Consider the following 21,484-nt stretch of genomic DNA (forward strand, 5'->3'; position numbering starts at 1 on the left):
CCTCCTATACAGCCCCGCACAGGGGCGTAGTATTGGAATCAATGTCGATTCCATCCGTTACGATAATATGCGTGAAGTCACAGCATATTTCGTGGTTGAGCAGATTTAGGATACCCTCCCGGGTGTAGGGAAAGAAGCAGCTTATCAGCATCGGCGGCGTGATTTTGACGTTCTGCCGCTGGTACTGCCTGTCATAGTAGCAGCACTGTCTGACCACGCCTTTCCCGTCCTTGTAGTAGGCCAGCTCCACATAAACCGACCTGTGGAGTTTGGTTTTGAGCCGGGTGCGCAGAAGCGTGGGCAGACCGCCGCCGCAGTCTCCCTCGCCGACCATAATCAGGAATCGGTATTTCCTGTAGGAGCTGACAGAGCTTTGGAAGGGGAAGACGGTATCCGTTGAATATCACATCCCAAAACGATCCATCTGCCACGTTGATCTTGCATTGGATGCGAAGCCCCAGGATGTCCATGATCTCATCTGATACAATGTCACGAACATTATCCCAGCTCAGTTTGACAGCTCGGTGTTCAGATATATTTTTCATCACCGAACAACCTCCCTCATCCGTATATGTGTTCAAATTTCTGCTCCGAGAGAACTGCGATCTCAGACTTCATCTTCTCAATCCACCTCCAACGGCAGGCAGACGATGTGATTGCCCATGCTCACGAACATTTCAGGGGTATAGAACCTTTTCCGATACTTCTCGATCTGATCTGTAGTCAGGCTGGTGAAGTGATCGCAGTCAGCCGGAGCACCGCACAGGAAGAACGTCCCGAATACGATGTCGTATATCTGTCCGTCCTTGTCCCTCAGTCTACGATTCGCTGTCAGGTTCATCAGCTTGCCCTCATCGTTGCAGACCAAGGCGACAGAATCATCGAGTTAGATGGGCTGGATCAGACCGCCCACGATTTCCTGCATCGTTTTCAGCGATCCGTCAATGTCCCTCACTTCCGGTCTGCACTCCGGCTCAACTACTAAAATCTGCATAGCGGCCACTTCCTCATATTTGATCTTTCCGAGATCCTTTTGCTCCATCCGGCTTTGATCTTCGGATGCATTGTCCTGTTTCCCGCTCGAACTGATAGTCGCCGGCGTATATACAGTCAGTACAGTCGTTGGCGATGTCTCCACCCAAAGGACAGGCAGATTCAAAATCCTGGTTGTCCATCGACTCTAAAACAAAGATCGGGAAGCTGTCCCAGTTGGCATCCTCTGGGGATCGGATTCCGAACAGTTCAAGAACAGCCTTCTGTGCTTCCGGTATTAAGTCACGAAAATAGATCTCAAGTGTTTTCAATAATATCTTCTCCTCCAAAAGCTAAATGACCCGACATCCCCACCATCAGGCAGGGACACCGGGCCATCATAGCGTATCCTGTTTTAGCTGGCCTCGGCCAGCTCCGGCACCAACTGGGCGGCGTTCACGATCTCCATGAACTGCTGCCCGAACGCTTTAGCCTGAGCCGCTTCCTCCGGGCTGAGAGTACCGACCGTCTGGAAGTTGAACAGGGCGTAGGGCTTACCCTGCTTGCTGGTGGCTTTCTCCAAGGTGATCTTTGTGACCACGCTGCTGATCGGCGTCAGGGTACTCAGGAGCCGAGTGGAGTATTTCAGGAACCGGGGCTTGCTGGTCACGGGGACACGCACCAGCAGGGGGATGATGCTGTTGGGCCGGAGCAGGAACAGCAGCACCGATTCCTTACACGCCTTGGCGTTGCTGTCCCCATCCTTAGAGCCGAAGTCATTGTAGGGGCAAAGAGCGCAGGACTTCCCATCGTGGGAAATGATGCTGTTCTGGCTCATGCAGACAGGCGGCGTACTCTCCACCGGATCGGGCGTATCCCAATAGGCCCTCGGGGTTGTGTAGTCCAGAATGATGCCAGACAGCTCCATTGCGGCTTCGTTCCCCGCCAAGCCCGGAACCTCAAACACAGTGGAGCCGCCGGAGGGCGACTTCACGATGTCAAAGAGATCCAGCGTCAACGGCTGGCTTTTCAGGTTGGCCCGGATGATGTCAAGGGCGTTGTTGGTCAGGGCCAGATAGGTAGAGTCCACCGGAGCCAGAGAGGTTTCCGGCGCAGAGGCAGCGGTGATACTCTGATTTTCAATGGGCTGCTGCAACTCCTGAACCTTGCCGCTCATACGGCCTTTGAGTTTTGTATTATCCATGATGAACCTCCATTCAGCTTGCCGCCTTGATGGTGAAACGGCGATACGATGTTTTATTGGTGTACTTCTTGCAAAGGGCAGGATGCTCGGCTTTTAAGGTCTTGCTGTCAAGCCGTTCCTGGGACACGCTTTTCCATGTGACAATCCTGTCCATGAGGGTCCCCACTTCATTTTCTCCCATCATCTCCTTCAGAAGATTTTCGGCCTTCTGCTTTTTCTCGGTAACGATCTCCAACTGCTCACAGGCGTCATCATACTGAGCCAACAGATCAGCGGCGTTATCGGGCAGGGTGATGTGGGACTTGGGAATGCTGTCATGGAACCGTTCAGCCAGGAACTTGGCAGAGGCGTCGGAGCCATCCAGCGGCGGGGGCGTACCGTCCTGCACATGATTCCAAAAAGCGGTTTCCAACTCAATGAGCATAGAAATCAATTCCTCGTCACGCTCCACGAACCGCCATTTGAAGATGTTGCCGCCAATGAGGACCGCGATGTAGGCCCCGGCGTAGCCAGTGACGGCCATGTAGTGCTGCACCTGGAGCATATACTCGTCAGGAATGGTATCCTCCCACTCCCCAGCCTTGTAGGCGGAGGCAGTCTTGGATTCGAAGATGCAAGTTCCCACATCCGGGACTTCACAGGTTCCGTCCAGATTCGCCAGCATGAAGGGGTGTTCCTCGCTCTGGAGCAGCTCGCTCTTGTGGCAGACCTCAATTCCAGTGCGCTTGGTGAACTCAGCTCGGACGAAGGGTTCAAGCTGCGTCCCCCAGTAGGCAGCTTCTCCGGCCTCCTGGGGCGGGAGCTGGCCTGTCTTATCCAGCCACAGCTCCACAGGGGACTTGTAGCGGTTGATACCGCAGACCACGGATGCGTCTGAACCTCCGATGCCCTGTTTCCGATACTCCAGCCAATCAGCATAGGGCAAATTTTCAGTAGAAACTAAAATTTTCGCAGACATATTTTGCTTTCACATCCTTATCAAAAATATGATAGAGGATGCACGGCTACAGACCGTACACCCTCTATCGACTGCGTTCCATCACGCCGCTGCCAGTACCATTTTGTATGCCTTGTCGATCATGGGGTTGCCCTCGACAGTCCGCAGGAACAGGTTTTCATCGTAATTCTTCGTCCTGCGGATGGGGTCGGCGTGGGTGGCAAAGTCACTGATGGCATTGACGAAGCGGTAGCCGTTCTTCCCTACATGGGACAGGTCAGGAGCCTCCCAGTACCGGGCCTTCATGTTGTCCAGCATCCGCAGATTGTTCTTGCGCTGCACATCGGGCATATCCAGGGTAACAGGGAAGAACTCGGCCATGAACTCCATGACCTTCTTATCGGTCAGCCTGATCTTGGACAGGGTATCAATGCCACGGCCCAGCTCACCCATGTACTTCTCGGCCAGCCCCAGGGTTTCCTCGGCTTCGTGGACACGGAGCATGACGTTCTCGGTGTGCTTGGTTGTCCAGATGCGCTTTGCGCTGTTCAGAGCCAGGTTGAGGGTGTTCTGGCAGACAACACGGATGGGAGTCATAGCGACCTTGATGCCGGAGCTGCCATCGTGGCTGTTCATCACCACCAGATAGGGAGCGATTTCGTCTCCGGCGATAATGTAGCGGTGGGGCATACGGGCCAGCATCCAGACCTTGCGGCCACCCTGCAAGGCCCCGGCAGTCTCATAGGTCACACCTGCACCCAGCAGATCGTCGGTGAACTGGAAAGCGTCCTCGTTCTGCACAACCTTGTATCTGTCGGACACGATACCAAGGGCAGCGTTGTCGGTACTGCGGAGATTCACCTTGTAGCCGGAGATCAGGGAGCCGTTCTCGGTGTAGACGTTCTTCTGGATGACCTCCCAATCCAGGCCGGCGTAGATCAGAGCGTCGGCGGAGGTAGGAGCCTCCTGCACCTCAGTGCCCAGGCCGTGCCAGGGCTTTTCACGGACATAGAACATGGTTTCAACATTAGCGGGCATAATCATTCCTCCTATTTTGATTTCGTTGATTTGGGCATAGAAATAGAGGGCCTCCCAAACGGGAAGCCCTCTATTCCAGGTGCGTATCAGGGTTGTCGTAGAACTTCGCAGGTTCCTCCTTTTCATCAGAGTTTTGTACCGCAGTCAGCAGCACAGAAAGGGCCAGCAGGATCACTTTCAACCCCTTTTTCTTGGACAATATGAACCACCTCGTTTTCTTCCTGATACTTGGAGAATATATCGCTGAAACAGGGTGTGATGCGATACTTCAAACATAGATATCCTTCATCGTGTCCAGGCAAAGGCAGCCCAATCTGCCGCTGGGGAACACGCAGCCGCAGTCAATGTCGATAGCGTTTCCATTGCGGTAGATCTTCGCTAGGCCGCTTTCCTTCCCATCAGTAAGAAGCTGTACGGGAGTGTGCCCAAATACAACATACCTATCCGAATAATATGTCTTATCGGGTTTCGGGCGGCACCACAGGATTTCATCGGCGGCATAATCCTCCAATGGCCGCTCAGGAGAGAAATTGTCCAGCCCTCCATGCAGCAGCAGGAACTTTCTGCTGTTCACTTCAAGCTCCTTGTAGAGCGGCATTGCAAGCAGATAGCCCCAAATTACCTTTTTCTGCTCAGAATCCAGTCGGAGATAGTCGAGTAGTGATACCTCACCGCCGTTGCAGAACCATAACTTCACAGCCTTTTCTCCCTCACCCTCTGAGGTTAATTTGCTGCCAGACAGGTATGAGAGCGCGTCAATGGCCATTGCTTCGTGATTGCCCATGAGGTTTATCACGTTGGGCCGCTGGGCCATATCCAGCAGAATTTGAAATCCATACATATACCGGACCGAGAGCCCCGTCTGCACGGAGTATTAGCCCCACCCTGCCGGAAAGGAGCCCCACTATTCCACGAGCAGTTTTAGAGGAAAGGCCCTGCCAGCCGAGGCGGCGGGCAGAGCCAGGGATCAGTCATCGCAGTCGGGGATGGGGATGCCGTTGGCAGTCAAAACAGTCTCCAGTAATTGAGTGCGATTCAGGTAAAAGTGTAATTCCTCCCGCATGGCATAGAAGATTTCCAAGGATTCCCGTTCCGCTTCACGCAGGATCATCAAATCCAATTCAAGGTCACAGGGGGAATCGGAGGGATTGAAGGGGCAGTCAGGCATCCTGCTCACCGCCTTTGGCGTGGGAAGACTTCAGGCCATTACGTTCCCGCATGGAGACGCGGCCTTCAACCAGGACCTCATAGGCGTTGTGGATGATGCGGTCCATGATTGCCTCGGAAACGGGGCTGCCGGAGTCAGGATTGGGATCAATGCGTGTATACCAGCCCTCAGACTGGTACTGGGTGCAGAAAATCATGGAGCGCTGGCAGCGGGCCTCCACGATTTCCAGCAGGTCATAGGACTCCTGGGGGGAGAGCGGCCGGATGAGCCACTCGTCCAGAATGAGTAGATCCACCTTCTTGTAGGAGGCCAGACACTTCTTCAATTCGCCGCCGCTGCGGGCAATGCTCAGCTCGTCGAGGAGCTCCGGCATACGGACATAGCGGACCTTCTTGAACCGGCGGCAGGCGGCGTTGCCCAAGGCGCAGGCAATGTATGTCTTGCCGTTGCCGGAAGCGCCTTTGAGGATGATGTGGTGGCCCTCGTCCACAAATTTGCAGGTGGAGAAGCGCAGCATCTGAGCCTTGTCCAGCTTTCTGTCCTCGTAGTAGGAAATCTCTTCCACCGCAGCGAACGGGGCGGCGAAGTGGGCGTTGTGAATGAGCCGCTTCACCGTGTTGGTCTGGCGGCGGTTCCACTCGGCAGTCACCAGCAGCCCCAGCCGGTCCTCAAAGCCGAGTTCATTGAATGGGGAGTCCTGTAATTGGCTGGACAGCTCCGCCGCCATGGCGGTCATCTTCATTCCAACCAGCATGTCAATGGTTGCCTGGAGTACCATCAGCCCTCGCCTCCCTTCCGGAAATAGGAGGCTCCGCGTGTAATGCCGAAGCGGTTGGAATCGTTGGGCTTGTCCTGCGGGGCTGCTTTCGCGGGCCGGTCCTGGCCGTTTTTCAAGAGGCTGCTAATGTTGCGGACAGAGGGCGCTGCGCTGTACGCAAGGATCCGCCCACAGGCGTTTTCCAGACGCTCTCTGCCATAGCGCTCTCCCAGCTTTGTCAGGCTGGCACAGGCTTTGTAGCCCTGCTCCGGGGCTGTCCCGGAGGTCAGGAAGTGTTGGATCACCTTCTCCGTCATGGGTCCCACAGACATGGCCCAGCGGCTGAAATCGCCGGCGTTATATGTCAGATACTTCTGGTGCGCCAGCGGCATATGCTCCAGCTTTACCAGCGGCTCGCGCTGGATCGTCTGCAAGCGGCGGTGGCTGGCGACACGACTGCCATGGTAGAATACCTCCACCGCAGTCTTTGTCACACGAATATCCACTTTTTCGCCAATCAGGTTGTACGGCACAGAGTACTTGTTCCTGCCGTCAGATACCAGATAATCGTTGGGGACCTTGGCAACGGACCAGACAGCCGCTTCAAAGGGCACAGCAGGCAATGGCAGCATGTACGGTTTCTCTTCCTCCAGCCAGGCGCTGCGGCGTGTGCCCGCCATCCGCTGGAACGGGCGGTTGTTCAGTTCCTCCAGCTTTTCCGCTATGGCCTCGTTCATCTCGCGGATGGAGAAGAACTTCCGCTCACGCAGCGCCGCAATGATCCATGTCTGGGCAAAACGCACAGATGCTTCCGCTGCGCTCTTGTCCTGGGGCTTGCGGACGCGAGCCGGAACGATTGCCGTGCCGTAGTATTCGGCCAGCTCCTGGTAGCTGCGGTTGAGCACAGTCTCGTATCGGGTGTTAGCCGTAGTGGCTGTCTTGCAGTTGTCCGGAATCAGCAGCCGTGTCACGCCGCCAAAATACTGGAAGGCATGGACGTGGCAGGACAGCCAGTTCTCTGTCTTCATGTCCTCACAGACCTCCGCATAGGTGTAGCAGCTGCACGGCAGCACGGCCATGAACAAGTACGCCGGGCTCTGTTTACCGGTTACCAGATCATATACCGGAAGGGTATCGCCCGCCCAGTCCACCTGCATGGCGTCTCCCGGCTTGTGCTGGATGCGCATGGTGGCCTTCGTCACCCGCGCCCACCTCCGGTACTTGTCCCCAAACTGCGTGCTCATGTACGGCGTTTCCCCAGCCTCATGGCACTTCCGGCAGTATTCCTCCCACAAAAGCGCCATGGTCACCCCAGGCTTCGCCAGCTCCCGGTGAATGTACGGATAGTCCGGCTCCACATACCGGCACCCGCTCTTATACTTACCAGGGAACAGAATCTCCTCCAGCTCTGCGTTGGTGATGTCATCATCCAGCGGCCACGCGATTTGCTTCTCCTTTGCTGCTTGCAGAACGCTGCGGACGGTGTGCCGCGAACAATGTACCGTTGATTCGATTGTTCGTTGGCTGTGGTTGAGGCTATCCAGTCTCAAGATCTCCAGATAGTTTGGCATGGTGGGACCTCCAATTGATATAGTCACAGTTTCCTGTGCTACGCCAATTATACAGGTCCCTTTCTTTACTTTCGTGGAGTGGGGCTCCCTTCCGGCAGGGTGGGGCTAAAATTCCGTGCAGATGGAGCTGCTGGTCCGGTGTATGCAATCCACCAGGCCCACGATCAATCACATCACCCAGAACATAGAGGGTGTCGTTCTTCCCGAAGCTGATGGCTTTTAATAGTTCCCGATATTTTTCATAGCAGCCGTGAATGTCAGATACGGCGTAGGTCATCGCCTGCCCCCTTCCACAGATGTAGTGTGGGCTTGCTGCTGGAAATGCTCATAGGTCTGGTAGCTGTTCCCCTTACACTGAGGGCAGGGATTGACTGTCGTATGCACAAGCCCCAGCTTGTACGGACACTTAGAACAGGGAGCCTTTATCTGCCGGATCAGCTTCTTCACCTTCATCCGTACCGCCTCCTGTGGAATGAGAATGGATGCTTTCGTCCAATACCTGCTGCGCGATGGCATTGACATCCGGAAACTTCCCGCCGTTGATCTTTGCCGCTTGGGAAAGGGCCGTAACCTCCATAACCAGTCCGTGGGTAGACGCTGCCAGACCTCGGGTAGCTCTTTTGAGATTATCCAGAGCCTCCTTTGCAGACTGTGGCTGATCTGCGCTGGGTGGCCCGATCAGTGTACTCCTGCCCTTGGTCGGGGTTCCTCTTCGGAAGGACAGCGCCACGCTGTGCCTGTTGATGGTGAATGCCAGTTCTGTGACTTTTTTCTTCATGATGGGATATTCCTTTCCTGATTTTAATTTGAAATGCGCTATACGGTCAAACAAAAAAGATCCCTGCGCCACAACTGGCACAGAGAGCCCTTCTGTTCATTTTCAGAATATATATTTACGCCTATGGCTCATGCGGCTTCGCTCCGCTGCAGCCTTGATGCAATACCAATAAGCAGAAACCGTTTAGAGCTCTGCCATGATGTTCAGCAGCGCCTGGTAACTGTCCACCTCATGATATAATATCCGCAGTGGAGAGCTGGCTGAACAGCCTTTTCGCACAATCGATCTTTGCTTTTTCTATGGATTTTATTTTAAAACAAACAAATTCTTTTGAACATTTCGTGCTTTACAAGGATTCTCTTCCCAAAGCTAATGCAGACTCAGCCTCGGACCGATTTGTTCCGCTAGCATAATCACGAACAAGTTTTTGAATGTCTTTTTCAGTCATTACTGTTGAATCGGCCAAAAAGACTAAGAGGTATCTTATCGTAGTTTTAGATGCCTTACTGATTATCTTTGATCCATCCCAAACTAATCCCAGCCATGGCGCTTTCCCTATATCTAGATCAACGGTGTTGAGAGATATAAATGCATTATCATATGTAGTATCCCCTCCACGATCTTGCAGCCAAAAGGCTGCCTCGAAATACTCCGTAAATGCAATAGGTCTAAAAAGAAGGTTACCCCCCTCTGAATTCCTAAATTTTTTGGCTTTTTCTTCACTGTTTTCACTAAGATATTCCCGAATAACGGCGGTATGGTTTACAAAAGACTCAAACACGGAGAAAATATATCCTCGAATGGAGTCAATCACTTCGTCTTGTGGTCTGTACAGTTTATAATCACTGTACTTTTTACCTCTAATGCCTTCCGTTGCCAATTTATGCTTAACTAACAAATCCACACATTGATAAAGGGCAATTAGGGAAGTAATTGCCGTGTTGTTTGCGTTTGGTATTTGTTTTCCCAAACTATTTACAATATTTTTTCTCATAAATAAAGGAATTTCCTGAATTACTTCACGAGTAATGATAGAACATACATCATCCTCGTCTAACGCAATATTTTCATTTTGTCCAACCGGCTTTGCCCTCCGATTTAGAGTTGAAAACAGTTTTCTAGTCCGCTTTCTCCCTTTCGGATCATCGCTATGTGCGATAAAGATCACAGGAAGTTGTTCCTTAGCTAGAGAAGGATCTTCCCTTAGTGCTTCCCGTATTCCTGCCACACGGTGCTGGCCGTCTACAGGGAAAATGGTTTCTTCTCCCGAAAATTCTAAAAAGCCAACATTTGTGAATTCACTTTCTTCATCATTAAATTCAACTTCTAGCCACTGCGGGTCTCCATTATAAATTGCCAATATAACGGCGTTGAAAAAGCGCTCACTATCCTTCAATATATAATTTTTTATGCTTGCAAAATTGTCTGTTAAGGCCCGTTGCAATATTTCGTCTAAGCAAGACGCTTCATAGATTTCATTAATCGAGGCTGTCACATTTTCAGAAACTTGAGAAAAAGTCATAGTACCAGAATAATAGATCCAATCTCCAATTTTCCCTCTAATAACAGGAATTTTCATCACCCGCACCTCCTAATTTAAGTGAAAGCTTTAACTGCGCGTTTGACTGTTTTTGCTCGAATCTCTGCATTGCAAGGGGGAATAATGGCAGCAATCAAACGCGTTTCAACCTCAAAAATTGTTTCTTTGTCCGTACAAATTGGCAGATAATGTACATAAATGTATTTTCCCCATTTTGAAAACAATCTATGCAGCCTTTCACGGCAATAGTTAGATCCTAATTCCTTTTGGTAGGAGCTAACTCTTTTCCTGAGATTCTCTGTTGGTGTTTTGCTTGCCATTCCTATGTACATAATATAGCTACCACAGGAGGGGATAATTCCTGGATTTATTGCATAAACATAAATCCCACCGCATGTAGACGGAATATCTTTCAGCGTTTCTGAAAACCTATCGCCTATGTCATTCATAAGTTTCATACTTTTCCATTGCGAGAAATCGACGTTATTTATCCCACTTAAGTTGAATTTTTCCCACAATTCTGGTGCCATTATGTAGCGGTTTTGAAAGGATTCAAGATCACATTCCACTGGATCATATATGCTGGCCATGTATACACCTCATTTTAGCATCCGATAAAAGCATCGCGACCATCTTCTTAACCGTGGCTTCATTCATAGAAATATTGCAAATACATTATCTCACCTAGGCGGCGAAGTTTCCTCAGTGCTTTTGTCTCTATCTGCCTGATTCGCTCCCGTGTGACATTCATAGAAGAACCGATTTCTTCAAGAGTTTTTTCTACGCCGTCCGACAGGCCATACCTTTCGCAAATTACCTGCTGTTCACGTGGTTTCAGTTTTTCCAACACATTTTCAAGCGCCCCACGTAGTGCGGCCCGATATACATCTTCCAGTACCGCATCCGCATTTACTACGGTATCAGGCGACAATTTCATCAAAGTGAGCCCAAGCCGGTCAGTATATTCGAGTTCCGGATTGTTTTCCTCAGATAAATCCAGAAAATCTTCAATAGATTCTATAGCGATCATTTGCTCGATTACGGATATCGCGCTACGTTCATCGCACCCCAACCGCGCCATAACTTTTTTCCGGATTTCACCACAAGATTGCATCTCACTACAACCAATACAGCCGTACTGTTTCAAAAAAGGATATACAGAAAGATACCCCTCTTTTATGTGGACAGGATAGTACATCAAGGGCCGCCGATTTGGTTGTTCCCTTGAAACACTCTGCAAAATCCACATACTTGTGTATGACGCAAATGGGCCCGATGAATCGGGATCATATTTGTCAACTGCCGTTATCAGTCCAAGACACGCATAACTGACTGAGTCTTCAATGTCCATATCGTAAGATTCTGCACGCTGCAAAGCAATCCTTAGAGCAAGGCGTAGATTCATTTCAATCATCCTATCCCTTGCGTGCCAGTTTCCCTCTGTGACCTGGTACTTGAGTTTTTTTGTCTCATTCCGTTGCGGAGGCCGAATTTCTCTGACAGCATCGACAAACGCTGCAAGGGCAGGACTCCGTTCCTTTATCCTGGAATATATATCTTCATAGTCAATCTGGGCATAGTCATCTACTTCATCGTTAAATTGCTCCGCTGAAGCAGGGGATTCCGAATATATAATAATTCCAATGGTGGTCAGCGAATTTGTAAGCCAATCAAAATCCTGTAAAGAGAGGGAGAAGTTATCGGAACAGTCTATGATATCGTCATATGTAACATATCCTCGTTGTTCTGCTAACTGGATTAACTCTTTATATGCTACCTGTCGCGGTTCCTTCTCCACATTCTCTCGCCTCGATTCACTTTGAACACAGCTTCAGAATAATGTCGCCGGTTACTTGGTCGTTAAATCTATCTTGGAAGTCCTCCAGGAACTCATAGAGCTTGTTGATGTAGTCATCAGCTGAACTGGATCCTTCAATCAGTTTCTCATAGAGAATATCCACACCGCCACGGACATAGCTATCGAAACGCTCCATATCGGCAGAATTTTTGCCCATATGCCGAAACGCTTTGTCAATTCTCTCTTCCCCGTTCGGCTCATAGACCGTGTCAAGCAACATTATCAGACGGAAGTGGAAAAGAAGTTCCTCTTGGGCGTGTATGACCTGTTCACCCATGATATTCTCATCGTAGACCTGATTGGTTGAGGGGTTGCGCGTGTCATCACGATCAGCCATTCGGCCATATAGGAAACCGATAAGTGGAGCATTGATGTAGACATCTAAATTACGGCGGAATAGTTGAGCTTTACTGGCAGAGTCAAAAACAGCAGTCAGGGCATCGACACGAAGAGCGTGGCTGCCATAAAAGCGATACTGTCTGTCGAAGAAGTATGTTCTATTTTCTTTCGGCATAACTCATTCCCCCTTACACCAAAACGGTCTCGAACTCGTTTTTCTTGTCAAAGCTGTGGCGGCAGCCGATTTTATCACCCATATACTCCTCGGCTAGATTACCATCAGTATCCTTAATAAAGATGATAACCTGCTCGGCAGTGTTGGGGAGAGCCTCGCAAACCGTCTTGATGCGGCGCTTATCGAAAGCAGATAGAGGCGCGTCCATCACAAGCGGATACGGTTCCGAAGATAGCAGTTTAGCATTTTCATCAGAAGCATTTCGGTTATCCCGTGCCATTTTGATAATGCCAGTGATGAAAGCGAAGATAACGGAAATGCTCTGGGCGGTGGAGGTTTCCACATCGCCGTCATAGTCATTGGCATAGACGGAAATGTGGTACTTATCATCAATGGTCAGAGAAAGCCCGCCGTCATAGATTTTCTTGAAGATATCGTTGATAGTAGCCTCTAGCTTTACACGAATCTCCGCTTCACTCTCGGTGTAAATCTGGAGGAGCTCCTGATAGATGCGCTCGGCATACGCTTTATAGATTTCAATCTTCTTATTCTTGTCGTCAAGAAGAGTCAGGTCCCGACGTAAAGAATCCGCACGAGCCATCGATTCCTCATAACCGCCCTTGGCCCGATTTTTCGCATCGCGCTCAACGTTACATTCTTTGATAATCTTATCGCAAAGCTTGATTTCATCATTAATTGCACGAACTCTTCCTCGGACATCACCACCACTAAGTTTGGACTCAATAGCGCGAAGCTCATCGCTATAATCTGTAATATTATCATCCTGCTGGCTGATAATTGCCAGATTCTTCGCTACAAGCTGACGAAGATCTGCCAGTGTTTTTGCGCGATGTTTGGATTCTGTTCTAAACTCTCCGTAAGTGGTGCTCAGAGACTTCGGCGGCAGATAGTCAATCAGACCTTTGACCTTATTGTATGGAACGGAGCCTTCATCCAGATGGGTGCCACAGATACACACGCCTTGTTTTAGTAGATAATAGATGGTATCATCATGCATATGAGGGATATCCTTACCTGTGAAATCCCTGTCTGAGAGAAATTCCATTGCCTTGATAATCAGGGATGCAGAGAAAAAACTGCTCATGTTGCGGTTAAAGTCGGCGCAGATATCCTTAATCACTGAACTCTTCAGTTCCTGGGCAAGGTCGATTTTCCTCTGAAGTTCTTCCTTTTTCCCCTGCAGAGCCTCACCCTCGGCATACTGCTTGATTTCCTCGGATTTCTCAATTTTTCTGGCAGACGCAGATTCAATCTGAGCATCCAGCTCTTCAAGCCGCTTATCGATCTCAGCAATTTGGGCCTGGCAGTTTTCAATGTTTTGGGTATACTCCTGCACCTTGCTGTTGCTGCCTGCATCGTAGCTGCTCTCATAGCTACCGATAACACCATTTTTGCTTTTGGGATTGAAGTGCTGGATGGCTGCAAACATGGCATTCAGGCCAAGCAACCCCTTCACTGCCTCGGCAAAGTCGGTGGCCTTTTTGCCAGTAGAAATATCTTTACTCATCTTCTCGATTCGTTCTCCATCGAAGAAGAAGTACCGAGATAATTCCCTGGGCAAAATTCCCTTAACCTCGTTTTCGCAGAGGGATTTCTTCACATAGGAAGTGTTTCCATCCACATCCTTGATGGCAATATCGAAAATGGTATTGTCCCCTTTGACCTTTCCGGAGTAGTCCTTTTTGTAGATATGCTCTCGCATGAGGGTATAAGAAACATTACCGTGACGGAGCTTCAACGTGACTTGAACTTTTGCCTCCTGCCCCGGTTTCAAGTCGGCAGCTACCACTTTGTTCAGCATTACCTTGTCGGAAAATTCGGTTTCGCCGTACATACACCAGAAGAAAGCTTGAGCAAATGTGGTCTTTCCAGTTCCATTTTCTCCGATGATAATAGTCACGTTTTTACCATCAATACCCTGAGCAAAATCAATCGACTCGTTACGAAACTGACGGAAATTCTCCAGCTTTATTGATTCGAGTAACATTGCGCTTCCTCCTCAATCTGCTTTTTAATCCAAGCAACCATCTGCTGATCGGATTTATCCCGGGTCTTGAGGTTCTGGTTTTCAGCGATAATAATTTTTCGTTTCAGCCGCTCAACCGCCTTTTCATTGACGTTAATCGCTTCCATAGTTGTAATTGCCCTCCTCAATTTCATCTATATCACCCGTAATATGATACACATCTTGTATGGCCCAGATAAGATCATTGGCTGCCATGGGGTTTTGCGAGAGACGGCCAAACTCCTTGATGCGAGATAATTCATTCTTGATAAGTGTCAAATCACGCTGGGCTTGTTCAATGGTCAAAGAAGAAACGGCATCAAGAGGGCGAGGTAGGGTGACGAAGTCGTAAATAACCGCATAGGGCTTGTTGGGAGCCTTTCTCAACACGCGCCCTCGGCGCTGAATGTACTCTTTGGGGTTGGTAGTGCTAGCAAGAATAAAAGCGGTTCGGATACCAGGAATGTTCACGCCCTCATCCAAACACTTGATGGCGACGATGGCTTGGAGTCGATCCCCACGCTTGAATTGTTCTTTGATGGAGGCCCGCGTCTCCATGTTTTCCTTTGAAGTGAACTGTGCTACGCACATTCGACACTCATTTCCGAGTATACGGGTTACAGCTTCAATTTGGCGGATATCGCCCTCATCGTAACTGGAATTGTCAGAATTGGGGTCGATTACATTAGTAGCTCCACAGTAGACTAGGATGTTATTGTCGTGGATAAAGGGTATAATCTGTTCTCGGAGTGCATTCAATTTCTCAACAGCCCCAGCCACAATGCGGGCGCGGCGGAGAGCCAGAATTTCGCCATGCTTATTGAGCTTATATTTTCCATTCTTGTCTTTAATGAGGCACTTAGACATTTCGTAGGAAACTTGCTCATATGCCATAAGTTCATCCTCATTGAGATGGATGACTACAGGATGATATTTGTAGGGAGTCAATTTGTCCTCTGCAATCGCACGCTCCAGGGTATACTCGATACACTTTTTCCCAAAAAAGGAATACAAAAGCGCAGTACCTTCTTCATCGCGATGACGTTCCAGAGTTGCCGAGAGGGCTAGCCGGTAGGTAAAGCGGTCATCCAGCAATCTGGAATATGATGCAGCACCAAAGTTATGAGCCTCATCTACAACCAAAAGAATCGGAGTATTGATTTTTGATATCTGCTCTTGCACAAAGGCATTGGTAAATGTCGCGTTCGTACAGATAAAGCAGAAAAAGCTCTTATCCTTTCTCAGCTTCTGATCTCGCACTGCCTTCGCAAGCCGATTTTTCCAATCTTTTTGGGAAGAACTGCTATAACCAATAATGGGGTGCATATTAAAACGAACGATATCCTCCACCCACTGCTCAACCAAGTGCTGATAAGGACAGACGATGATAACAGCAAGGCGGTCGTTCAAATCTTCGGACAGCTTAGACACCGCTCCCAGCCCGGTGTAAGTCTTGCCAGTGCCAGTAGCCATATCAAAGATGCCGTGGTAGTTTTCACCAACCCATGAGGCAATGGCTTCTTTCTGATATTCATGCAGAGAAATGTCATCCGGAATCCTTGCACCGATGGAGATGGCTTTAGAGATTGGATCCTGACTCTTGTGTGAAAATCCTAGAGGAAATTGTTCTATATCCACTTGGTAGTTAGGGGCTGATTGCCTATATTTTTCAATCAATGCTTGGGTGACTTTGGGAAATTCAAGAACTGTGATGTTGGGTTCGCAATTATTCCAGATTGCTATAAATGCCGATTCTTTTAACTTGACTCGCTCAACCTCATTCTCAGATCCCCAGCTTCTGAACACGTCTATGGTTTCGTAGTTGATTGCCATAGCCGTGGCGGATTCATTCATCGAGCCAGAAAAAGCAACAATATTTCCAGCGCTATCCTCGATAAGCCCCATCTTCTCATGGTACATACCGATCCCGCTTTTGCTTTCAGTGTAGGCAATCCTGATATCCATGATACCGTCCGCAATGAGGCAAGCCAGGAGGTTTAGACGCTGCATTGAGAAGTAGTCCATTCGCTCATCTGAAATCTGACGCAGTATGGCATTCTCAATGATACGATTCCTTTCGGCATAACCCTTTTTTATAGCGGCAATGTCATCATCTGAGAGATATGGAGAGGCAACAATCTGAATTTTCCCTCCGGCAGAGGCCATTTGGGCAATTCCTTTGGAAATTTCAACAAGAGATGAGGATGAGAAAAAACCGACCGCCCGTTTATAGGAGACAGCATCGTGGAGTAGTGGCAGGTAAAAATCCTGGACGACATTATCGATCAGAGAGCGGTATTCATTTTTTAGTGGCGTGTCTTTAAAACTCACGATGCCACCCCCTATAAGTTATTTCCAATGTCGGCGATTGCTGCATCCAATGCGTCAAAATCATCATCAGATGTTAGTGAATTCACACTGAAACGGATAGTTCCAGCTGGGTAGGTACCTAGGAACCGGTGGGCCAACGGGGCACAGTGCAAACCTGTACGAACGGAGATATTGCGCTCGCTGAAAAGCTGTCCAGCGATGTCGCTGCTAATTCCATCAATGACACAGGATACAATACCCACATACTGCCTATCCTCAATATTACCAACGGTTTGGATAGAGTCATAACGGGCAAACAACTCCAACAGGCGCTTCCGCTTTGCGGATTCTTCTTGATAGAGCTTTGAAACACCCTGCTCGTGAACCCATTTTAAGGCGGCGTTCAAACCGGCGATAGCTGAGATGTTCATCGTGCCAATCTCGAACCGCTCTGGTAAACTAGTCGGCATATCCTGGCTTGCAGACTCAAACCCAGTGCCGCCAAACAGGACTGGCAGCAATCTGATGTCCGATTTCATCACAAATCCGGATATTCCAGTGGGGCCAAGCAGTGTTTTGTGTCCGGCGAAAACAGCAAAGTCGAACGTGTCCAGGCCGACATTACAGTCCACGATTCCAGCCGTTTGGGCCATGTCCAACACTGTCAATGCATCATACTGCTTTGCCAACCCAAAAATTTCCTCAGTGGGAGCAATCAGACCGATAACGTTGCTGGCATGGCTTACAATCACAAGGTCGGGGCGGTCATTGTCAAACTGATAACGTATCCGCTCCAAATCATACTGAAGGTCTTTAGTGACCGTCAGTTGGAAAACTGCTACCTGTTTCAGCATCTCAAAGTGATGGAGAATCCGAGTAACGGCGTTGTGCTCAAAGGGGCTGATATAGATATTCTTTACCCCGCCGCTAATAAGCCCTTGAATAATCATATTCAAAGCAAGAGTAGCAGTTGGCTGAAAAACCACTTGCCTGGTGGGGCAATGGAGCAAATTGGTAATTTGGCCCCGCGTCTCATCCATGAGCTGTTTAGCCGAGCGAGACATCGCATAATTCCCTCTGCCAACACTGCCTCCGGCGTGACGGTAAAACTGATCCATCTGCTCATAGACACACTCTGGCTTTGGGAAAGTCGTAGCAGCGTTATCAAAGTAGGCCAATCGTTGTACCTCCTAGCAAAGCTCTTTCAGTATCTCGACTAGTATCTGACGCTTCTCTTGTTCGGAAATTGCTTGTCCCATAGCTTCCAGGGCTTTTGTAATCTGATTGTAGAGAAGCTTACCACGGGCGCTGATGTTCACCCGCTCAAAGCTACGAGTTGTGGTGCCACCATCTCCATTGACAAAGGCAATTTGATAGTTGCTGTCAGTGACGGTGTTTTCGAGAACGTGTTCCTTATGGTAAGATTCAGCGGTCTGCTTGTGTTGAGCGAGTTTCTCGACATATACGTCAACGGTTTGAGCATTCCAGTCCTCAGTACGAAGACCTGTGACAGCTTTGGCCAATCGGACGATAAAAGCATCTTCATCATTAGTAATACTCTTGAATAGAGCCAGCACTTTCTCAGTGCCATCCTGGAAAAGGTGGTCAAATGCAGTTTGGTCAAGTGTGTCGCACCAGTCCTGAACAGCTGCCGTCATTGAAATAAGTTTTTTGTTATGCTGGTTCTGGGGAAGCAGGAAGATAGTTTTCGTTTTCTTAATCAGTACACGTTTCAGCTTGCTCATAATGCCGTCATAGCAACCTTTGGCGGCCTCAATGTTTTCTGCAAGTCCTGCAACAATCCCCTCCCTGTAGTGAAAGGCTCTGGGTAGTTTCACAAAGAGAAGGTCATAGCTGTTTCCGCTCTGACGAAGGAGCCGCATCATGGCGCGGTAGCGATCATCGATTTGTCCACCAGTTGGAATAGAGGTGCTTTCTTTGGCGAACTTCGGGAGAGCCATCATCCAACGGCGCATGGCGTTAGCGATAAAATCGTAGGCATTAGCACCCCGCTCGGCATCGACCACAAAGGGTGAAAACATTTCAGCCAGCTGTGTGATGTACCTTTCCTTCTCTGGATCCCAATCGATATAGGAAAGTGTGAATGCAGCGGGGTCAGCATTGATTTGCAGGAGAGCATCCGATGTAATAGCTACCTGTCCGAATCGGTCAGATATCATAAGTTGTTGCTTATATTCATGAATGACCGCTGCAAGATATATGGGAATCAGCCCACGCCGGAGACCAATATGGTGTTCAGGGAGAGTGAGAACATCATAGAGAACATCGAAACCGAGCGGGCCATTGTTTTGTGCTGCTTGGAAAAATTGCTCAATGGCAGCTACCATATTAGAGATATATTCGTTGTCCGGGTGGAGAATAATATGCGGTGTTCCATCGTCCTCACTCCACATCCCGGTTCTCACCAGAGTGCTTCGCATGATGGACACCTCCTGGCCGGTTCCAGTGAGACCAAGGTTGGTTTCCAACTGGTTCCGGAGGAGGGCGGAGACAATTTTGCTCCGGCTGTTAGTAGCAATACCAGTGATTTCATTCCGATTGACTGCTTCGTTGTTGATAACAGGAGTCTGGGAATAGACATTGTCGCAGATATCCGACAGCAACTCAGTCAGTGCTGCTTTGCGATGAATAGGATGGACTTCGGCATTAAATATGTAAGTAGCTGCATATCCTTCAGGCTGAGTGTAGCGGGCGATAAAGGTACTGATGACATCGCGCAGATCCTCATAGACTACATCATACTCATTAAACAATACTGGATCATTAACCGCGGAGTCCCTCAGGGCAATAACAGCCTGAAACTCCCTGACAATGTGATCAATTTCAAAGAAGTGCTTAGGTAGGATAAAAATCTGGCGTGGACAATCCCGACTTGTGTCAAGTAAGATGTCCCTAAGCGTGGAAATAGATTCTTCCCCATGTAGGATAACCGCAAAAATTATCCCGTCCGCCGCACTCGTTTCACTTTTGATAATCCAGTTGGTGTTGGGAGTGACCTCGCTCTCGTCAATAAAGACGAAAGAGAAGAACCGAGTCATTTCACGGGTGTCGTTATAGCGGGAGGGATACATATAGTTGTCAAAGTTTGAGGTGTTCAAAATATCTTTTACAGATATCTTACTGGCATTGACTTCAGCAAGGTCATTGATTTTCTGCCAGATATCAATGCCGGATGTCTGCTTTAGACGCAGATAGTTGTTGCTACGCTTCAGATAGACCACAAATTCCTTCTCGATCAGGGTATCAATGGCACCGATAATCTCAGCGGCAGTGTAGGAAGCAGAAAAAATGTTGACCATTTCATCCTTGGTAGGCTTTAACCGTTCAAATTGTTGGAGGGTATAAATCAGGGAGATGGTCTTGACTAGTTTAACCTCAAGAGAATCCTCTGGCAATCGAGAGATAATAGTTGAGGTCAGGACATAGTTATCATGGATTTCGCCTCCATATACTTCTTTTTTGAAGAGAGGCTCAAAATAGTCATAAATCGCATCTGGCGTGATAAAAGTAACCGCATCATCATTATACTTGTCTAAGAAAGCGCGGAGAGTCATTGCTCCCTCAGAAGATAGAAAGGTAAACAGAGTGCGCTCGTTCTGAGCCACGCGCTCGGAAAGGCGCGGCAAGATAAAGGTTGAGACAGGGTGGAGTGGATAGCAGCCGTAGATAGCTGTCCGAAGCTCTTCCTCATTTCCGGCAAAAAGAGGGTGGGTACGATACCTTGTGTGGATATTTTGAAAATCATTCCGATGAACATTCTGAAATGCCGTCCAAGATTCTTGGCATTTCTGAATAACAGATGCAATGATTTCATAGGTTTGGGAAAAGTTGTTGTTAAGGTGAATATGCTTGAACCGCTCAGAAACACCGCGCCAGCCGTCCACTTTTTGTTTTGGGAGTTTGTCAATATAGTTTGCAACTTCTTTGTGGCAAATCAACATCAGATGGAGTTGAAGTGTACCACTGCGGTTGCATTTCTCGGCAAAATCCTGCAACATTTTGGTATCGCTGACGGATGCCTCGGTGATGCTGGCTTCCAGGTATTTGCTGAATTCGTCATATACAACATAGAGCCCTGAATACCCCTTTTCGCGGAGCCCCTCGGCTACACTCTCGTAAAGCTCAACAACGTCAAAACCGAGAAAAGGATTAAAGATACTACCCGCCGTAAGGCTAGGATAGATACGTTCAAAGGTCTCATAGGCTGAGATATTATAACTATTCAGTTTGGCAATCAATTCTGAGATTGGTTCATCAAGGGCAGCCTTTAACTGTTCAAAGGTGTTGGGAAAATCGTTCTTCCATCGCTCTATTACTGAGATGGCAGCCTTATAGTTGGTTTCCGGCATCACATCGAGGAAGTCATTTTCGGACAACGTGCGCTGGAGTGCAAGTAAGAAAGCTTGGGTTAAGCTGGTATTACTGCCTGCAATAACCACAGGAAGAATTTTATTGTTACTATCGTAATAGTTTTGGATGAGCTGAGAAAGTCTAGGATTCTCCTCGACCTTTGGCATCAGTTTCTCAAAAAGGGGCAAGTCCTTTTTCAAAAGGATTGAAAGAATAGTGAGGATAATATGGGATTTTCCTTTGCCATATGCACCGATTAGGATACGGGATCGTTCGGTCGACGTGACGGCAGTGCTCAGGAGAATTTCTTCCAGAAGCCGCAGTGCAGACTGGGTTGGGATGAAGTTTCTCAATTTGTCGTTGCTGCTGAGATCATACCCGATATTGACCGAGTATTGAAATCCAGTCGCGATAGATATCATCTCGCTCATTGCTTCATC

The 21,484-nt window shown here is 48.8% G+C and carries 22 protein-coding genes and 1 pseudogene; all 23 read right to left on the reverse strand.

Annotated elements, in window-relative coordinates; translation table 11 throughout:
* Positions 1-4 precede the first annotated feature (4 nt).
* The 23 genes and pseudogenes from D1159_RS08570 to D1159_RS08665 all read right to left on the reverse strand — a co-directional run bounded on the left by D1159_RS08570 (position 5) and on the right by D1159_RS08665 (position 21,475).
* Positions 5-334 carry a hypothetical protein gene (locus tag D1159_RS08570; protein ID WP_161845254.1) on the reverse strand — a complete coding sequence of 110 codons (330 nt, stop codon included), beginning with the start codon at positions 332-334 and terminating at the stop codon, positions 5-7.
* Between the two features lie 288 nt (positions 335-622).
* Positions 623-874: pseudogene (locus tag D1159_RS19585) on the reverse strand (DUF3846 domain-containing protein); the annotation flags it as partial.
* 12 nt (positions 875-886) lie between these two features.
* Positions 887-994, reverse strand: a complete 108-nt coding sequence (locus D1159_RS19590; protein WP_243152192.1) for a DUF3846 domain-containing protein — start codon at positions 992-994, stop codon at positions 887-889.
* A gap of 13 nt (positions 995-1,007) precedes the next feature.
* Positions 1,008-1,304 (reverse strand): hypothetical protein, encoded by a 297-nt coding sequence (locus D1159_RS08580; RefSeq protein ID WP_161845255.1) that lies wholly within the window; start codon positions 1,302-1,304, stop codon positions 1,008-1,010.
* An 83-nt stretch (positions 1,305-1,387) separates the two neighbouring features.
* Positions 1,388-2,176 carry a hypothetical protein gene (locus tag D1159_RS08585; RefSeq protein ID WP_161845256.1) on the reverse strand — a complete coding sequence of 263 codons (789 nt, stop codon included), beginning with the start codon at positions 2,174-2,176 and terminating at the stop codon, positions 1,388-1,390.
* Positions 2,177-2,189: 13 nt separating this feature from the next.
* The gene (locus tag D1159_RS08590) at positions 2,190-3,134 is read right to left on the reverse strand and encodes a lambda-exonuclease family protein (RefSeq protein ID WP_161845257.1); all 945 of its coding nucleotides are present in this window, start codon (positions 3,132-3,134) and stop codon (positions 2,190-2,192) included.
* An 81-nt stretch (positions 3,135-3,215) separates the two neighbouring features.
* Positions 3,216-4,151, reverse strand: a complete 936-nt coding sequence (locus D1159_RS08595; protein WP_161845258.1) for a DUF932 domain-containing protein — start codon at positions 4,149-4,151, stop codon at positions 3,216-3,218.
* A 70-nt stretch (positions 4,152-4,221) separates the two neighbouring features.
* Positions 4,222-4,350, reverse strand: a complete 129-nt coding sequence (locus D1159_RS20005; protein ID WP_279280019.1) for a hypothetical protein — start codon at positions 4,348-4,350, stop codon at positions 4,222-4,224.
* A gap of 69 nt (positions 4,351-4,419) precedes the next feature.
* The gene (locus tag D1159_RS08600; protein ID WP_161845259.1) at positions 4,420-5,019 is read right to left on the reverse strand and encodes a hypothetical protein; all 600 of its coding nucleotides are present in this window, start codon (positions 5,017-5,019) and stop codon (positions 4,420-4,422) included.
* Positions 5,020-5,118: 99 nt separating this feature from the next.
* Positions 5,119-5,319, reverse strand: a complete 201-nt coding sequence (locus tag D1159_RS08605; protein WP_160573345.1) for a hypothetical protein — start codon at positions 5,317-5,319, stop codon at positions 5,119-5,121.
* Positions 5,312-6,097 (reverse strand): ATP-binding protein, encoded by a 786-nt coding sequence (locus D1159_RS08610; protein ID WP_161845260.1) that lies wholly within the window; start codon positions 6,095-6,097, stop codon positions 5,312-5,314. The genes D1159_RS08605 and D1159_RS08610 overlap by 8 nt, the downstream gene beginning before the upstream one ends.
* On the reverse strand, positions 6,097-7,647 hold the full coding sequence (istA, locus tag D1159_RS08615; RefSeq protein WP_161845261.1) for an IS21 family transposase: 1,551 nt from the start codon (positions 7,645-7,647) through the stop codon (positions 6,097-6,099). The genes D1159_RS08610 and istA overlap by 1 nt, the downstream gene beginning before the upstream one ends.
* Entirely contained in the window at positions 7,613-7,924 is a 312-nt protein-coding gene (locus D1159_RS20010) for a metallophosphoesterase (RefSeq protein WP_161845262.1), read from the reverse strand. The genes istA and D1159_RS20010 overlap by 35 nt, the downstream gene beginning before the upstream one ends.
* A 129-nt stretch (positions 7,925-8,053) precedes the next feature.
* Positions 8,054-8,506 carry a hypothetical protein gene (locus tag D1159_RS08625; RefSeq protein WP_161845263.1) on the reverse strand — a complete coding sequence of 151 codons (453 nt, stop codon included), beginning with the start codon at positions 8,504-8,506 and terminating at the stop codon, positions 8,054-8,056.
* Positions 8,507-8,771: 265 nt separating this feature from the next.
* Complete coding sequence (locus tag D1159_RS08630; RefSeq protein ID WP_161845264.1) at positions 8,772-10,004, reverse strand: DNA sulfur modification protein DndB; 1,233 nt, start codon at positions 10,002-10,004, stop codon at positions 8,772-8,774.
* 17 nt (positions 10,005-10,021) lie between these two features.
* A complete protein-coding gene (locus D1159_RS08635; protein ID WP_161845265.1) occupies positions 10,022-10,555 on the reverse strand; it encodes a hypothetical protein in 534 nt (177 codons plus the stop codon).
* A gap of 59 nt (positions 10,556-10,614) precedes the next feature.
* A complete protein-coding gene (locus D1159_RS08640; RefSeq protein ID WP_161845266.1) occupies positions 10,615-11,763 on the reverse strand; it encodes a sigma-70 family RNA polymerase sigma factor in 1,149 nt (382 codons plus the stop codon).
* 16 nt (positions 11,764-11,779) lie between these two features.
* A complete protein-coding gene (locus D1159_RS08645; protein WP_161845267.1) occupies positions 11,780-12,337 on the reverse strand; it encodes a hypothetical protein in 558 nt (185 codons plus the stop codon).
* A 13-nt stretch (positions 12,338-12,350) separates the two neighbouring features.
* Positions 12,351-14,345, reverse strand: a complete 1,995-nt coding sequence (locus D1159_RS08650; protein WP_161845268.1) for an AAA family ATPase — start codon at positions 14,343-14,345, stop codon at positions 12,351-12,353.
* Positions 14,327-14,491, reverse strand: a complete 165-nt coding sequence (locus D1159_RS19170) for a hypothetical protein (protein WP_202621001.1) — start codon at positions 14,489-14,491, stop codon at positions 14,327-14,329. The genes D1159_RS08650 and D1159_RS19170 overlap by 19 nt, the downstream gene beginning before the upstream one ends.
* Positions 14,478-16,694, reverse strand: coding sequence for a DEAD/DEAH box helicase family protein (locus tag D1159_RS08655; protein ID WP_161845269.1), 2,217 nt, complete (start codon positions 16,692-16,694; stop codon positions 14,478-14,480). Before D1159_RS08655 ends, D1159_RS19170 begins: the two co-directional genes overlap by 14 nt.
* 11 nt (positions 16,695-16,705) lie before the next feature.
* Entirely contained in the window at positions 16,706-17,851 is a 1,146-nt protein-coding gene (locus tag D1159_RS08660; protein WP_161845270.1) for an aminotransferase class V-fold PLP-dependent enzyme, read from the reverse strand.
* Positions 17,852-17,863: 12 nt separating this feature from the next.
* Positions 17,864-21,475: a restriction endonuclease subunit S gene (locus D1159_RS08665; RefSeq protein WP_161845271.1), complete on the reverse strand. Its 3,612-nt coding sequence runs from the start codon at positions 21,473-21,475 to the stop codon at positions 17,864-17,866.
* Positions 21,476-21,484: the final 9 nt, after the last annotated feature.

The sequence above is a fragment of the Pseudoflavonifractor sp. 524-17 genome (assembly GCF_009935845.1).
Taxonomy (GTDB): domain Bacteria; phylum Bacillota; class Clostridia; order Oscillospirales; family Oscillospiraceae; genus Pseudoflavonifractor_A.

What these genes read in the sequence shown, in the direction of transcription:
- D1159_RS08570 (WP_161845254.1), bottom strand. Translation starts at nt 334, where the DNA reads ATGGTCGGCGAGGGAGACTGCGGCGGCGGTCTGCCCACGCTTCTGCGC.
- D1159_RS19590 (WP_243152192.1), bottom strand. Translation starts at nt 994, where the DNA reads ATGCAGATTTTAGTAGTTGAGCCGGAGTGCAGACCGGAAGTGAGGGAC.
- D1159_RS08585 (WP_161845256.1), bottom strand. Translation starts at nt 2,176, where the DNA reads ATGGATAATACAAAACTCAAAGGCCGTATGAGCGGCAAGGTTCAGGAG.
- D1159_RS08590 (WP_161845257.1), bottom strand. Translation starts at nt 3,134, where the DNA reads ATGTCTGCGAAAATTTTAGTTTCTACTGAAAATTTGCCCTATGCTGAT.
- D1159_RS08595 (WP_161845258.1), bottom strand. Translation starts at nt 4,151, where the DNA reads ATGCCCGCTAATGTTGAAACCATGTTCTATGTCCGTGAAAAGCCCTGG.
- D1159_RS08605 (WP_160573345.1), bottom strand. Translation starts at nt 5,319, where the DNA reads ATGCCTGACTGCCCCTTCAATCCCTCCGATTCCCCCTGTGACCTTGAA.
- D1159_RS08610 (WP_161845260.1), bottom strand. Translation starts at nt 6,097, where the DNA reads ATGGTACTCCAGGCAACCATTGACATGCTGGTTGGAATGAAGATGACC.
- istA (WP_161845261.1), bottom strand. Translation starts at nt 7,647, where the DNA reads ATGCCAAACTATCTGGAGATCTTGAGACTGGATAGCCTCAACCACAGC.
- D1159_RS20010 (WP_161845262.1), bottom strand. Translation starts at nt 7,924, where the DNA reads ATGACCTACGCCGTATCTGACATTCACGGCTGCTATGAAAAATATCGG.
- D1159_RS08630 (WP_161845264.1), bottom strand. Translation starts at nt 10,004, where the DNA reads ATGAAAATTCCTGTTATTAGAGGGAAAATTGGAGATTGGATCTATTAT.
- D1159_RS08635 (WP_161845265.1), bottom strand. Translation starts at nt 10,555, where the DNA reads ATGGCCAGCATATATGATCCAGTGGAATGTGATCTTGAATCCTTTCAA.
- D1159_RS08645 (WP_161845267.1), bottom strand. Translation starts at nt 12,337, where the DNA reads ATGCCGAAAGAAAATAGAACATACTTCTTCGACAGACAGTATCGCTTT.
- D1159_RS08650 (WP_161845268.1), bottom strand. Translation starts at nt 14,345, where the DNA reads ATGTTACTCGAATCAATAAAGCTGGAGAATTTCCGTCAGTTTCGTAAC.
- D1159_RS19170 (WP_202621001.1), bottom strand. Translation starts at nt 14,491, where the DNA reads ATGGAAGCGATTAACGTCAATGAAAAGGCGGTTGAGCGGCTGAAACGA.
- D1159_RS08665 (WP_161845271.1), bottom strand. Translation starts at nt 21,475, where the DNA reads ATGAGCGAGATGATATCTATCGCGACTGGATTTCAATACTCGGTCAAT.